General features: G+C 60.9%; 11 protein-coding genes. 4 read left to right on the top strand and 7 right to left on the bottom strand.

Features of this window, described 5'->3' with window-relative positions:
* Positions 1–106 precede the first annotated feature (106 nt).
* The 5 genes from GOX01_RS09995 to GOX01_RS09975 form a co-directional block, all read right to left on the bottom strand.
* Positions 107–478: a response regulator gene (locus GOX01_RS09995; RefSeq protein WP_011253144.1), complete on the bottom strand. Its 372-nt coding sequence runs from the start codon at positions 476–478 to the stop codon at positions 107–109.
* 23 nt (positions 479–501) lie between these two features.
* Positions 502–2,490, bottom strand: a complete 1,989-nt coding sequence (locus GOX01_RS09990) for a GAF domain-containing protein (protein ID WP_170212322.1) — start codon at positions 2,488–2,490, stop codon at positions 502–504.
* Between the two features lie 162 nt (positions 2,491–2,652).
* On the bottom strand, positions 2,653–3,693 hold the full coding sequence (locus GOX01_RS09985; protein ID WP_024717121.1) for a WD40 repeat domain-containing protein: 1,041 nt from the start codon (positions 3,691–3,693) through the stop codon (positions 2,653–2,655).
* Positions 3,690–4,700 (bottom strand): CobW family GTP-binding protein, encoded by a 1,011-nt coding sequence (locus tag GOX01_RS09980; protein ID WP_011253141.1) that lies wholly within the window; start codon positions 4,698–4,700, stop codon positions 3,690–3,692. Before GOX01_RS09980 ends, GOX01_RS09985 begins: the two co-directional genes overlap by 4 nt.
* A 19-nt stretch (positions 4,701–4,719) precedes the next feature.
* Positions 4,720–6,051 (bottom strand): O-antigen ligase family protein, encoded by a 1,332-nt coding sequence (locus tag GOX01_RS09975; RefSeq protein WP_231139108.1) that lies wholly within the window; start codon positions 6,049–6,051, stop codon positions 4,720–4,722.
* A 51-nt stretch (positions 6,052–6,102) separates the two neighbouring features.
* Here GOX01_RS09975 and GOX01_RS09970 point away from each other — a divergent pair, with 51 nt between their 5' ends.
* Positions 6,103–7,101, top strand: coding sequence for an aldo/keto reductase (locus GOX01_RS09970; RefSeq protein WP_011253139.1), 999 nt, complete (start codon positions 6,103–6,105; stop codon positions 7,099–7,101).
* Between the two features lie 2 nt (positions 7,102–7,103).
* On the opposite strand, the gene GOX01_RS09965 is transcribed toward GOX01_RS09970, so the two are convergent.
* Complete coding sequence (locus GOX01_RS09965) at positions 7,104–8,186, bottom strand: glycosyltransferase family 4 protein (protein ID WP_034954397.1); 1,083 nt, start codon at positions 8,184–8,186, stop codon at positions 7,104–7,106.
* A gap of 118 nt (positions 8,187–8,304) precedes the next feature.
* Between GOX01_RS09965 and GOX01_RS09960 the strand changes: the two genes are divergently transcribed.
* The 3 genes from GOX01_RS09960 to GOX01_RS09950 all read left to right on the top strand — a co-directional run bounded on the left by GOX01_RS09960 (position 8,305) and on the right by GOX01_RS09950 (position 12,391).
* The gene (locus GOX01_RS09960; RefSeq protein ID WP_062269064.1) at positions 8,305–10,068 is read left to right on the top strand and encodes a putative bifunctional diguanylate cyclase/phosphodiesterase; all 1,764 of its coding nucleotides are present in this window, start codon (positions 8,305–8,307) and stop codon (positions 10,066–10,068) included.
* A gap of 418 nt (positions 10,069–10,486) precedes the next feature.
* Positions 10,487–11,470, top strand: a complete 984-nt coding sequence (gene gmd / locus GOX01_RS09955; RefSeq protein WP_011253136.1) for a GDP-mannose 4,6-dehydratase — start codon at positions 10,487–10,489, stop codon at positions 11,468–11,470.
* A gap of 12 nt (positions 11,471–11,482) precedes the next feature.
* On the top strand, positions 11,483–12,391 hold the full coding sequence (locus tag GOX01_RS09950; RefSeq protein ID WP_011253135.1) for a GDP-mannose 4,6-dehydratase: 909 nt from the start codon (positions 11,483–11,485) through the stop codon (positions 12,389–12,391).
* 18 nt (positions 12,392–12,409) lie between these two features.
* Here the strand turns inward: GOX01_RS09950 and GOX01_RS09945 are convergent, their stop codons facing one another.
* Positions 12,410–13,615 (bottom strand): HAD-IIIA family hydrolase, encoded by a 1,206-nt coding sequence (locus tag GOX01_RS09945; RefSeq protein WP_131973889.1) that lies wholly within the window; start codon positions 13,613–13,615, stop codon positions 12,410–12,412.
* Positions 13,616–13,722 lie beyond the last annotated feature (107 nt).

Here is a 13,722-nt window from a genome sequence, read left to right as displayed (position 1 = left end):
CAAGGAGCTGAAACAGCGCGTCAGGGACATCATTGCCCCCGAACGCGACCTCGGCCACACGGACCGGACCTCGGATCCGCAGCCGGAACGCTGACCCGCAGTCCGATCAGGGCATCGTCTCGAAAGCCTGCCTGACCCGGTCCAGACTGTAGGGTTTGGGCACGAACAGCCCGCGCACCGGCAGCCGGACCTGATCCGCAGGCATGTCGGCGGAGGTCAGGATGATCTTCACGGGTGGCCAGCGCTTCCGGGCCGTGGCCGCCAGTTTCTGGCCGTCCTCACCGCCTGGCAGGTGAATATCCGCAAACAGGTAACGGATCGTCGGATCCGTTTCGAGAAGCACAATGGCCTCTGCCGTCGTACGCGCGCTCAGGGTCCTGAAACCGGCATTCGCGAAGTAGTCCTCCGTCATCATACGGATGAAGACAATGTCTTCGACGATGAGGATGGTGGGCCGTGTGTCAGGGTCCTCCGGCATGTAAAACGGGTCTCCGGTGAGTCTCAGACCGTCGCGAGCGACAGGATGGGGGCGGTCAGGTCTGCACATAAACCCATCGGGGCGTAGTGAAGTTCCGTTTTCCCGTGCCGCCCCAATCCGGCCTTCAGAAGACGCACGCCAAAGCCGGTCCGCGCGGGTGGCGTAACCTGCGGTCCACCGGCCTCACGCCACTGCAATGCCATGACAGCCCCCTCACCCGTGCCCGTCATCGTCCAGTGCAGGGACACCGTTCCCTCGGCAACACTCAGCGCACCGTATTTCATGGCGTTCGTCGCCAGTTCATGCAGCAGCATCGAAAAAGACGTCGCCGTATCCGGACCCAGCTTGAGAAACGGCCCCGAGACCTGAACCCTGTTCTCCACGCCCAGCGGCGTGAGCACACCCTGCACCAGACTCGCCAGATCCGTGGACTGCCAGTTCCGGCGCATCAGCAGGTCATGCGCTGCACTCAGCGCCACCAGACGGGACGTGAAGGTCGTGAGCGGCCCCTGGTCATCCACGCTACGGAACCCCTGATGCGCCAGGCTCTGCACAATGCTCAGCGTATTCTTCAGGCGGTGAAGGATTTCATGATTGACGATCTCCTGACGCGTCTCGGCATCCCATTCGTCCAGCGCCGCAAAAATCCGGTCCGCGGCAGTCCGGATGAAGGACGTCTCGTCCAGCGTCCATTCCCGCGGAAGCGCGCTATGGACGAACAGACAGCCCGTCAGTTCGCCATGATCCATTTTCGGGACGACAATCTGCGCCTCGATCTGCACTGCACGACAGGCCTCACGCTCCTCGCGCATCCAGGACGGGCTGGAGAGATCGTCCACAATGAGGACGGCTCCGCTGCGCAAAAAATCCGACGTCCGGCGGAAGGCCTTGAAGGAGAACTCTCCCGAAACCACCGGCATCTCCGGCGCGCACCATCCCTGATCGACGGTAAAGAGTTCGTCGCGCACCGTAATGGCCGCGAACCCGACACGCTGCACCTCCAGCCGCTGCCCCAGAAGGCGGCAGGACTCCGTCAGTGCCTGGCTACGCGTCGTGGCCATCCGCAGGGCATCGCCCACCGCCAGAAGGGTCGTCAGACGGCTGGTCGCATTCCGCTCAGGCGTGATGTCCTGAATTGTTCCGATGAGGCGGACGGGACGCCCCGCCTCATCACGGTCCAGAACACCCTGACGCAGAACCCAGCGTTCCCGCTGGTCATCCGCCCGCACCACGCGATATTCGAGTTTCAGCGGCGCCGATCCGTCCAGCAGCTGCGACAGGACCGGGATCTGCGGCTTGTCGTCCTCATGCACCTGCGCCATCCATTGCCGCACCGTTACGACATCCGTAACGGGCAGGCCAATGATACGGCAGACTTCCGGGGAAACGGCGATGTCCCCGCTGGTCAGATCATATTCATAGATCCCGACCCCGCCAGCCGCTCCGGCCGCCTGCTGGATGGCGTATTTTTCCAGCGTATGCCGGCGTTCCGCCTCCGCCTGTCTGGCCTGTCGGGTGGCCCGCTCCCTGCGGATCTGCTGCGCCGTCAGACGCCGCTCCTGCGCCACGGTTTCCCGACGCATCTCCATCAGACGCATGGCCTGACGCGCCAGAGCCGCCAGTCCGTTACTTTCCGCCTGCAACAGACCCTGCGGACGCGTCTGAAGATCCACAACGCACAGCGTGCCGAAAACCTCATCTTCTGCGGTGAACAGCGGATATCCGGCATAAAAGCGCAGACCTAGCGCCCCGCAGACGAGACCGTTTTTCCGTGTCTCGGGATCGGCCATCATATCGGGGATCACCACCGGAACCCTGCGCGCGATGACAGGCGCACATCCCGAATTGGCCAGGGCCCCCGATGGCTGATCCGTACCGACCCGCGCGGAAAACCAGAGCTGGTCCCCATCGAGAATACTGACCAGAGCGATCGGCGTGCGACAGACGGCCGCCGCCGCAACGGCAATGTCATCAAGGTCAAGATCCGAAAATGCTTTCAGATCCCCGTACATGTTCAGATCAGCAGGCCTCTCCGCCGGAAACGGCGGGGCGTCCGGCGAAACCACGGTCTTCACAGACGCTTTTGGGGCGGGGTCCATGCTGGGCATGAGCGAACATACCGTGTTTCAGGGGCGGCAACAATTCATCAGAAAAGTTGCCGCCCCTTTCAGGCTTCAGTCCGCACTGGAGAGGTCGATCGCCGCCAGAACCCCCTCTTCGGTTCCGAACACCAGAGACCCGCCCTGCGGCGTGAACCCCAGCGAGGTCACCTTGCCCCGCTTCGTATCCTGTCCGGAGCACAGCGGCAGGACGCGCTGGTCGCCCCCGCCGATTTCCGCGAGAACGACCGTCCCGTCCTCATAGCCCGCCGCGATGATGTCCTCTTTCGGATTCGGACAGACCGCGCTCACGAACAGCCCCGGCAGACGCGCCAGTTCGGCCGGGGCCTTGCCCATCGGCCCGCCGCCGAAGAACGGCCACAGGATGATCGCATCCGCCCCGGCCGTCGCCAGCCAGCGGCCATTGCGCGTAAACGCCAGCGACTTCACCTGCTTCGGATAGCCGCTCATGCGCATGTTGTGCCCGTCCGACAGACGCCAGCCATGCAGGTCATTTTCCTGCATGGACGTCACCAAGGCCTCACCACCCGGATGGATGGCAATCGCGATATGGCTGCCCTTCCATTCGAACGGCCGCACGGTATCGACCTTGGCCTGCACGAACCACATCGACGCGCCATTATAATGTGACGCCGCGATCCGCTTGCCCTTCGCATCGAACACGATGCCGGTCACGGTCGAAGGATGCTCCAGAACCTTGAGCGTCTCACGCCCTTCCGCCTTGCGGACCTCGATCTGCTTGCCTGTCGAGAACGCCAGATGGTCCGGCGTGCTCGCCACACAGTCGATCCAGCGCCGGCCTTCATGGAGGGTCTCGCTCCGCCCGTCGGCAAAAGTCCGGACGAGCTTTCCGTCCTCGCCGCCCGACAGGAACGCATCCGGAGCGCAATCCTGCGCCAGACACAGCCCGCCATCATGCGCTGCCACAACGGTCCAGCTTTCCGGAGCCCGCAGACGGTCCCGGGGGATCAGCACAAGCTCCCCATCCGCCGTCAGTGCTGCAAAACCGTGCCCGTCACGCGAAGAGATGACCTGGACAACCGGGCTCTCGAACCGGCGCTCTCCGCCCCGATCCATCAGAAGATCACCCATCATTCCGCAATGCAGCTTTCAAATCCGCGACGAAGCTGCGGACGGTTGAGATTGCGGCCGATGAATACCAGACGGGACTCCCGGCTCTCGCCTTCGCGGAACGGGCCGATGAAGTCGCCATCTGCCATCATGTGCACGGCCTGGAACGCAAAGCGGTCCTTCTCGCCCTTGAAATGCAGGATGCCCTTGGCCCGCAGGATGTCCGCGCCCTGCTCCTGAAGGATCGCCCCGATCCAGGCCTGAAAACGACGCTGGTCGATCAGGTCCTTGATACTCAGGGAAATGCTGGTGATGCCTTCCTCATGGGAATGATGCTCGTTCTCCAGAAAGTCCGGCATCGTCTTGAGCGCACGCGTCAGATCGAAGCCGCCACGGTCCAGAATATCCGTCAGATTCACGCCGCCATGCTGCGCCTCATGGATCTGCGCCACAGCATTGATCTTGCGCAGACGGGCCACGATCTCCTTGCGGCGTTCTTCATCCGCAAGATCCACCTTGTTGAGCACGATCACATCCGCAAACGCGATCTGGTTTACGGCTTCGGGGCTTTCATCCAGCGTTTCCATGACGTTGAACGCATCCACAACCGTCACGACCGCGTCCAGACGCGCTTTCTCCCGCAGATTCTCGTCCACGAAGAACGTCTGCGCGACCGGAGCCGGATCGGCCAGTCCGGTCGTCTCGACAATGATACCGTCAAAGCGGTTCCGCCGACGCAGCAAACTGCCCAGAATGCGGATCAGATCCCCGCGCACCGTGCAGCAGATGCAGCCGTTGTTCATCTCGAACACTTCCTCGTCGGCATCTACCACGAGATCATTGTCGATCCCGAGTTCGCCGAACTCATTCACGACCACCGCATATTTGCGGCCATGCTCGGCTGTCAGGATATGATTGAGAAGCGTCGTCTTGCCGGCGCCGAGAAAGCCGGTGAGGACCGTCACGGGAACGGTTCCGGTCCGTGCCGGCGCAGCAGCAGTCTCGGGGGTGGTATCAGGGGTGCTGGACATAAGGCCTCCGTAATCTGCCTTATGATATAGGCTGGTCCCTGCCCGCTTGAAACCCGTCCCCACCCCGGAATGTCCGATAGGCCAACGCCAGCCCCAGAAGCAGGAAGCCCCAGCCGCTCAGGGGCAGGTTCAGGAAGTCCGAAGAGGACGCGATCGGCCATTCCTGAATGAACACGGCGGCAAACAGCCCGATCGACATCGCCGCGCCATTCCGCCCCGGCCAGATCGCCTTCAGCCAGGTCGCGATCATCAGCACGAACAGGATAAGGCCCGGCACTCCGGCATTGACCAACGCCTGAAGGTAATGGTTGTGCGGATGCTGCACACAGAGGGACAGCCATCCCTGTTCCGGAATGGCATCAGACAGGCCCGCGATCCCATGAAACGTGGATGGCGCGGCACAGAAATGCCGGTAGGCGTCATAGCCCTGCCCAATCCAGGGATGCGCCTGCGCCATCACGACCGCATGGGTGTAGATTTCCCCATAAGGCGACTGGCCGAAATGCGTGAGCTGCTGCCGCGCCAGCGTTACGAGATGAAAAAAGCTGCCCGGCGAGAACACGCGCGCCACCAGCACCAGAACCGGCAGCATCGCCGCAGCCGCCAGTGCTGCCGGACGCATCGGCCGATAGAGCAGCGCACAGACACCAATCCCCAGCAGGGATAGCGCAAGCGGCATCCTCTGCCCGGCCAGTACCATGATTCCGACCGCCAGAACCGTGGCCGCGCACAGTCCCAGCGTCCGCACCAGACGGCTGCGTGCCCCTTCCGCCGCCGCACACCCGACCATCAGCAGCGGCAGGATCAGCCGGGACAGAGGTGCTGCGGCCCGCGGATGCGCATACGGCCCCGTCAGCGTTCCGTCATGAAAGCGTGGAATCCCGAACAGATTGCGCCCGAATACCGCCTGGATCAGCATCTGCAACGCGATATAAATCCCGCACGCACAGGTCAGCCACAGCACGCGCCGGCGCCAGACCGTATCCTTCAGCACCCAGCAGCCCAAAGCGGCGGCCGCGAGTGGAAAACGGATCGCCAGCAGCGACTGAACCAGCGCCCCATGCCCCGGCGCTACCCACAGCGTGCACAGAACCTGCCAGCCCCACCAGCAGAACGTGGCAACGACCCACGGCTCGCGGAACCAGTCCCATCCGCCCTGCCGTCCCCCAGTCAGGCCCGAATGCAGCAGAAGCAGCACGGCCAGAAGATCAAGATCGGCCTCACCCGCCACGCGCACATGCGTCAGGGCCAGAGGCAGGACCACGGCAGCCCAGCGGCCGATCCGGGTCAGGACAGAAGGAGAGAAACGCATCTGGCGTGGATGGAAGGTTTCCCGCTGCCATGCAACCACTTACAGTCCGAAGCGCTTTTTCGTTACCGTCCATTTCAAGTGGAGACACTCATGGCATCCGACACCATCCGCATCCCCGGCATCGACACGCCTCTCTCCCGCGTCGCCCTCGGCACCTGGGCCATCGGCGGCTGGATGTGGGGCGGCCCCGATGATGACAATGGCGTCCGCACCATTCACGCGGCCCTCGATGAAGGCATCAACCTGATCGACACCGCCCCGGTCTACGGCTTCGGCCATTCCGAGGAAATCGTCGGCCGGGCACTCGCCGAGAAGCCCAACAAGGCGCATGTCGCCACGAAACTCGGGCTCCACTGGGTTGGCGAAGACGAAAAGAATATGAAGGTCTTCCGGGACTCCCGCCCGGCCCGCATCCGCAAGGAAGTCGAGGACTCGCTCCGCCGTCTGCGTGTGGAGACGATCGATCTCGAGCAGATCCACTGGCCCGACGACAAAACCCCGATCGACGAGAGCGCCCGCGAGCTTCAGAAACTCCATCAGGACGGCAAGATCCGTGCCCTCGGCGTAAGCAACTTCTCGCCGGAGCAGATGGACATCTTCCGCGAAGTCGCCCCGCTCGCCACGATCCAGCCCCCGCTGAACCTTTTCGAACGCACCATCGAGAAGGACATCCTGCCCTACGCCGAAAAGCACAATGCCGTCGTTCTCGCTTACGGGGCCCTCTGCCGCGGCCTGCTGACAGGCAAGATGAACCGCGATACGACCTTCCCGAAGGATGACCTGCGTTCGAACGATCCGAAGTTCCAGAAGCCGAATTTCGAGAAGTACCTCGCAGCCATGGACGAGTTCGAAAAGCTTGCCGAAAAGCGCGGCAAGTCTGTGATGGCCTTCGCGGTTCGCTGGGTTCTGGATCAGGGCCCGGTAATCGCCCTGTGGGGTGCCCGCAAGCCGGGTCAGGTCTCAGGCGTAAAGGACGTCTTCGGCTGGTCCCTGACCGACGAAGAGAAGAAAGCCGTGGACGACATTCTGGCTAGGCATGTCCCCAATCCCATCGACCCGACTTTCATGGCGCCCCCGGCACGGGACTGACCTCAAAGCTGCGCTGGGCGGCGCGAGAATGCAATCGCCGCCTGCCGCAGTTCTTCCTGCCGGACACGGGCAGCCGCAACATCGAACAACGCTGCCCGTTCCCGCCCCCGTTCTCCCAACCGGGCTCTGAGACCGTCGTCGTCCATCAAACGGCTCAGAGCCTGTTCCAGCGCCCCGGCATCGTCCGGAGCTGCGAGCAAAGCCGCATCTCCCACCAGATCAGGCAGCGCCCCCACGGGTGACGCGACAATTGCCGCGCCACATCCCATGGCCTCCAGCGCCGTCATGCCAAAAGGCTCTTCCCAGCGACTGGGCACCACCACCACAGCCGCCTTGGCCATCGCCTCCAGCACATCATCATGAGGCCGGTATCCCGTCATCATGATCCCCGCGGCGGCAGCCTGAGGCCGCAGCTTTTCCAGAAAAGGCGTTTCCGGTGAGTCGGGTCCAAAGCGGTCCGCACCCATGATGACAGCCCGCCATCCCGGATACTGCGCCCGGATCGCTCCCCAGGCCCGAACAAACGCATCCACCCCCTTGTCCGCCACAACCCGCCCTGCAAACAGCACCACCTTCTGCCGCAGACCGGCCGTCGGCAATACGGACAGGTCGATACAGTTGGGCTGCACCTCCGTCCGGATCGGCCCGCATCCTCCACAAAAACGCCTGGTCACCCACTCCGAAACGCCGCAGACCAGAATATGCCGGGCAAGATCTTCCCTCTGCCGGACGGAACGCGCACCGCGCATGGTGCAGGGATCGTTATGCAGAATCAGCCTGACGGGCCCGAACCGGACCAGAAAGCGCGCCAGATCGGGCCGATTGTGAATTTCCGTCAAAGCAGGGCAGCAAAACCGCATCATGGCCACGCAGGCGAGACGCAGACGCCACTTCCGTGAGAGCGGAACCCGGGGCAGGATTAACGGCCTGTACTGCCCCCCAGGCAGAGGCGTACCGATCCGCCCCATCCCTGCCACAACATCCGAAAACCGCGCTTTCCGGCTGACAAGCAGGGAAATCGCCCCCGCATGCCCCGCCTCATAACGCTCCCGCGGCGGCAGAATGGTCAGGACGGGGTGCTGCATGATGGCCGGTTCCTCGTTCAGAAACATTTTGTTTCAGTTTGAGCAGTTCATGACTGTCTGACATTTCCAGTTTCTTAACAGAAGCCGGGCCATCTTCTGGAGAGACAGAGGAACAGAAATGATTGTGCATATTTCCCAGAGGATCAGCCAGGAAGGAACTCCACATCGTGTGGACGTCACCTTCCCGAAGACTGCGCCCCTGGGAAAGGCACTGGGCAGCACATCACGAGAAAACATCACGGCGCTGTTTCCCATTCATCATCTCGCCGATGCCTCCAGCGAAGGACTGGCCATCCTCTATCAGGGCCGGATCATCGAGGCCAACAGACCCCTTCTCTCCTGTGTCGGAACCGATCTCCAGAACTTCCCCTCCATCCGCGATATCCTTCCCGGAGCCCTGAAAACCCCACCGGATAACAGTTACCATCCCGGTGTCCTCCGGACCCTGGAAGGACGGAGCTTTCAGGTCGAATTCCGGCTGACACCTCTTCGGCGCAATGACCTGGACTGCATGGCCCTGGCCATCACGTTTCCCCCCTGCCTGTCCGCATCCCGCAGCCTGTCTCCGGAGAGTGGCACGGGATTATGCGGTCAGGAAGAGTTTGGGAAAGCCGTAAGCGCGTTTCTCGGCAACGGAACAACGCGGCAGCCCGCCGGGATCCTGCTGCATGCTAACATCAATCGTTTCCGCACCATTAACGAGCGTTATGGCACCCGCATCGCCGATAACGTTCTCAGCGAAATCGGGCAACGTCTTCGGGCCTTCCTGACCGAAGAGTGTATCATCGCACGGCTGGGCGGCGACGATTTCGGCATTTTCTGCCCGTTCCCCTACGAACATCCGGGCCAGGCGACGCGCTGGGCCCAGATCGTCCGGGATATCTTCCACACCACCCTCTCGATAGAAGGACACAGGATCCATCTGACGGCCAGCATCGGCTGCTGCCTTATCCCGTTCGACACTTACCGTTTCGAAACCGCCTGCCACTACGCCGAGCTGGCCCTGAACGAGGCACGCCGCCTTCAGTCGCCGGACTGGATCAGCTTCACCCCCCTCATGCAGGCCGATGTCCATCATCGCTCGGAGCTGGAACACGATCTGCAGCGGGCCCTTGAGACAAACCAGTTTTTTCTGGAATTCCAGCCCCTGATCTGCCTCAGGACGAACCGGATCGAATGCGTTGAAGCGCTCCTGCGCTGGCAGCACCCTACAAGAGGGGTCATTTCTCCCAACGAATTCATCCCCATAGCGGAAGAGAGCGGCCTGATTGTCTCGATCGGCCGTTGGGTCCTGCTCGAAGCCTGCGCCCAGGTCAGCAGACTGCCCTCGCATGTCAGGGTCGCCGTCAATATTTCCGCCGTCCAGTTCCTTCACGACGACATGTACGCCGCTGTAATCCAGACCCTGTTCCAGACAGGACTGGCGGCAGAGCGCCTCGAACTCGAACTGACGGAAAGCATCTTTCTCGAGGCCGTGCAGCGCAATCTGGAAACCATGAGCAAGATCCGCGCTCTCGGCGTCAAAATCGTCATGGACGATTTCGGCATCGGGTTTTCAAGCCTCAATTACCTGCGCAGTTTCCCTTTCGACAGGATCAAGATCGACCGCTCATTCATCCGGGACATGCTGAACGACCCGCAGGCCCAGAGCATCGTCAGTGCCATCATGACACTGGGTCACGCCATGTCGATGGAAGTCATCGCCGAAGGCGTCGAAACCGCAGCCCAGCTCGACATGCTGCGGCACACCTCCTGCAGCACGGCACAGGGCTTCCTGATGGGGCGTCCTGCCCCCCTCGCCAACCTGTCAGCCTATCCCGGAATGACCGATACTCCCGTCACATCCGGCCCGAGCAGCAGCCCCTTGGCGCCCGCCTCTTAACGCAGGTCGGCTTTCCGCTCTCCGGCGAGACGCTCGCGCCTGAGCACACGCCGTGTCTCACGCAGCAGACGATACTTCTCAACAGCCGACAGCGCTGGCTTGCCCTCCCCTGCAGAAGAGCGGCCATCCTGTGACGCCGCAGGAATATGAAACGAAGACCTCTCAGGTTTCCTGTAAGATGCCATCATCTTTCCATTCAGATATTTTGCTACAGATTGTAACCGGAACGCTTCTGAGCTGTCGAGAGGGTCTTGGCGCCTCCCATACCTGCGACAGTGTGAGCATATTTCTGTTCTGGATATCCCGGTAGGGCTCCACTCCGACATTGACCACTGTGATATGGCAGATTACCCCCCCCTGACACCCTATGAGCCCGTATGGTGGGCGCAGACTGTCATCAAGCCGGACTGGGAAAAGCATGCCTACAGCTCTCATTACAGGAATCACTGGCCAGGACGGCGCCTATCTCAGTCAGCTTCTGCTTGGAAAAGGCTACCGGGTCGTAGGCCTCCTGCGCCGCTCGGCTTCCGCGGATGTCATCGGCGAGCGTCTCTGCTGGCTCGGCATTCTTGATGATGTCGAGCTGCTCGACGGCAATATGACCGACCTGTCCTCGCTCATTCGCATTGTGGAAACCGTCAAACCCGACGAGATCTACAATCTTGCTGCCCAGAGCTTCGTCGCCGCATCTTGGCAGCAGCCGCTGCTGACCGGAAATGTAACCGGCATGGGGGCCGTCAACATGCTGGAAGCGGCCCGCATCGTCAAAAGCGATGCCCGTTTCTATCAGGCCTCTTCTTCCGAAATGTATGGCCTGATCCAGGAGCCGGTGCAGAACGAAAAAACGCCGTTCTACCCACGCTCTCCCTATGCCGCCGCCAAGCTTTACGCGCACTGGATGACCGTAAATTACCGCGAGAGCTTCGGGATGCATGCCTCCTCCGGCATCCTGTTTAATCATGAAAGCCCGCTGCGGGGCATCGAATTCGTAACCCGCAAGGTTACGGATGGCGTCGCCCGCATCAAGCTCGGCCTGGCGAAAGAACTGGCCCTAGGTAATCTGGATGCCACCCGTGACTGGGGACATGCGCGGGATTATGTCCGTGCCATGTACCTGATGCTCCAGCAGGAAGTTCCGGACGACTACGTCATCGCAACAGGCCGCACCACAAGCATCCGCGACCTGTGCCGCATCGCCTTCTCTTCGGTTGGCCTGAATTACGAAGATCACGTTGTCACCAACCCGGCCTTCCTGCGACCGGCAGAAGTCGAAGTCCTTCTGGGCGATGCCAGCAAAGCGAAAAAAGCGCTGGGCTGGGAGCCGGAAACCACGCTGGAAGAGATGATCACCGAGATGGTGGAAGCGGATCTGGCCCGCCACCGCAAACGCAACGGCCTTTAAGCAGGCGGTCGTATGCGCCTTCTCATAACGGGGCTGAGGGGTTTTGTCGGACAGCACCTGCAACATCAGGTGCGGAGACGCTTTCCCGGCAGCGAGATTTTACCTGCCGTCCCGGATATCCGGGATGCGCAGGCTGTTGAGAAGGTCATCGCTGCCGAAAAACCGGCTCACTGCGTCCATCTCGCCGCCGTTTCGACCATTGGTGCAGCCCGGAAATCTCCGGACCATGCCTGGGACGTCAATCTGCACGGAACGCTCAATGTCGCACGCGCCATGCTGCGCCATGTTCCACACAGCACCTTCCTCTTCGCCTCCACGGCAGAAGCCTATGGCACCACGTTCCAGCACGGGACGGCCCTGACCGAGGATGCCCCCCTCGCCCCGGGCAATACGTATGCGGCGACCAAGGCTGCTGCCGATCTGGCCTTGGGCGCAATGGCCAGATCGGGCCTGCGGGTCATCCGGATGCGGCCGTTCAACCATACCGGTCCCGGCCAGTCTCCCGATTTCGTGGTTCCAGCCTTTGCATCCCAGATCGCGCGCATTGCAAAAGGGCTACAGAAGCCGGAAATCAGCGTCGGCAATCTGGACGCCCGGCGCGACTTTCTCGATGTCCGCGATGTGTGCGACGCCTATCTTGATGTCCTTACAGCGAAGAAGCCTCTGACGCCGGGCACGATCCTGAATGTGTGCTCTGGTGAGACGCGTTCCATTCGCTCCATTCTGGACGATCTTCTGACCATCAGCGGCATCAACGCCGAAGTCGTCACAGATCCTGACAGGTTGCGCCCTTCTGATATCCCGATTGCCCGAGGCGATGCGACACTCATCACCTCGACCTTGGGATGGAGACGACAGATCGCATGGGAAGACACCCTGCGCGATGTCTATGAAGACTGCATGCGAAAAACGGCGACCTGATCCTCAAGGGGACGCAGGTCAAAACCCCTCCCTTGAAGCGATCAGTTCTGCGAGCGACACAGGTCCCACGGTAACGCCTTCCACACCCGCCGCGCGAGCGGCAGCCATATCGGAAGGCTGATCCCCGAACATCAGGCAGCAGGAAGGGCATAGTTCCCACCGCTGCAGCAAGTCGAGAAGCATCCCTGGCCCGGGTTTGCGATCCATACTGGTCCCCCGGTATTTCTCGATAACCGCCTCAGGGTGTATGGGACAGTATCGCCAGTCATCAACATTTCCACCGTATTCCCGGATACTGTCGATCACCCAGTCCATGAGATGCTCAAGATCGCGCTCGGAATAAAAACCACGCGCGATCCCGGACTGATTCGTGACGATGAAAATATGATATCCACGGTCCGCAATGCGGGCGATGGTTTCACGGACATTACTTTCCCATTCAAACCGCTCACGCGTTCCGACCCAGCCATGATCGCGATTGATGACACCATCCCGGTCGAGAAATACTGCCGGCCGAAGCAGGCTCCCAGACAAATCCAGAGCCTGGATTTCATCGTCGGCCATCTTCCCGATATCCCAGAATGCCCCAGAAAGCGGCACGGCTTTCAGGCTACGGTTTCGCGCGAGGGCCGGAAGAACATCCTTTTCCAGAGAACAGTTTTCAGTCAGATGATCGAAAATCGAATGATCAAAAATATAAATGCCGCTGCTGGCAAATCCCGATGTCTTGGACCGATCATGCTCAAAATATAAATCTTCCACATATTCGCCATCAGGCTGCAGGCGAACATTGCCGTACCGGCTCAAACCGTCGACAGACCTGACCAGAACAGAGTTCCCTTCTCGCGCCTGTTGCAGAAAACGTGAAAGATTGCCCGAAAACAGCGCTTCTCCGTGACAGAGAAAGAAACGCTCCCGAAGCAAGGGCTTTGAATACAGAAGAGCGCTCCCCGCCCCCGAAGAAAAAGGACAGGTGCTCAGAATAATTTCAGACTGCTTTGGCAAAAAGGAACGGATCTGTTCGATCGCGTCTTCAAGCTGCGCAGAGCAGGAAGACACCAGAACAACAAATTCCTCGACCCCGAAGCGCTGCATTTCCCGCATTAACCAGGCCAGAAACGGCCTGTCACCACATGGAGCAAATGCCTTGGGACGCACGCTTTCTGCCAGCAAAGAACCCGATACGCCATCTTCAAGAACAATCACACACTGCCGAACGGTCACCCCCCCCACGAAATCATCCCACCTTATTCAAAATCCACCAGCATACTTCCATGGTTCAGAAATCATCATGGAAATACAGAATTCAATTCTTATATCCATCATCCGTA

Source organism: Gluconobacter oxydans (genome assembly GCF_006539685.1).
Lineage (GTDB): Bacteria > Pseudomonadota > Alphaproteobacteria > Acetobacterales > Acetobacteraceae > Gluconobacter > Gluconobacter oxydans.
The sequence above is the reverse complement of the archived record's forward strand: the minus strand, read 5'-3'. Positions and strand labels throughout refer to the sequence as shown.

Excerpts from the sequence above, each read along its gene's own strand:
- GOX01_RS09995 (WP_011253144.1), bottom strand. The coding sequence starts at position 478 with ATGCCGGAGGACCCTGACACACGGCCCACCATCCTCATCGTCGAAGAC.
- GOX01_RS09990 (WP_170212322.1), bottom strand. The coding sequence starts at position 2,490 with ATGTACGGGGATCTGAAAGCATTTTCGGATCTTGACCTTGATGACATT.
- GOX01_RS09985 (WP_024717121.1), bottom strand. The coding sequence starts at position 3,693 with ATGATGGGTGATCTTCTGATGGATCGGGGCGGAGAGCGCCGGTTCGAG.
- GOX01_RS09980 (WP_011253141.1), bottom strand. The coding sequence starts at position 4,700 with ATGTCCAGCACCCCTGATACCACCCCCGAGACTGCTGCTGCGCCGGCA.
- GOX01_RS09970 (WP_011253139.1), top strand. The coding sequence starts at position 6,103 with ATGGCATCCGACACCATCCGCATCCCCGGCATCGACACGCCTCTCTCC.
- GOX01_RS09965 (WP_034954397.1), bottom strand. The coding sequence starts at position 8,186 with ATGCAGCACCCCGTCCTGACCATTCTGCCGCCGCGGGAGCGTTATGAG.
- GOX01_RS09960 (WP_062269064.1), top strand. The coding sequence starts at position 8,305 with ATGATTGTGCATATTTCCCAGAGGATCAGCCAGGAAGGAACTCCACAT.
- gmd (WP_011253136.1), top strand. The coding sequence starts at position 10,487 with ATGCCTACAGCTCTCATTACAGGAATCACTGGCCAGGACGGCGCCTAT.
- GOX01_RS09950 (WP_011253135.1), top strand. The coding sequence starts at position 11,483 with ATGCGCCTTCTCATAACGGGGCTGAGGGGTTTTGTCGGACAGCACCTG.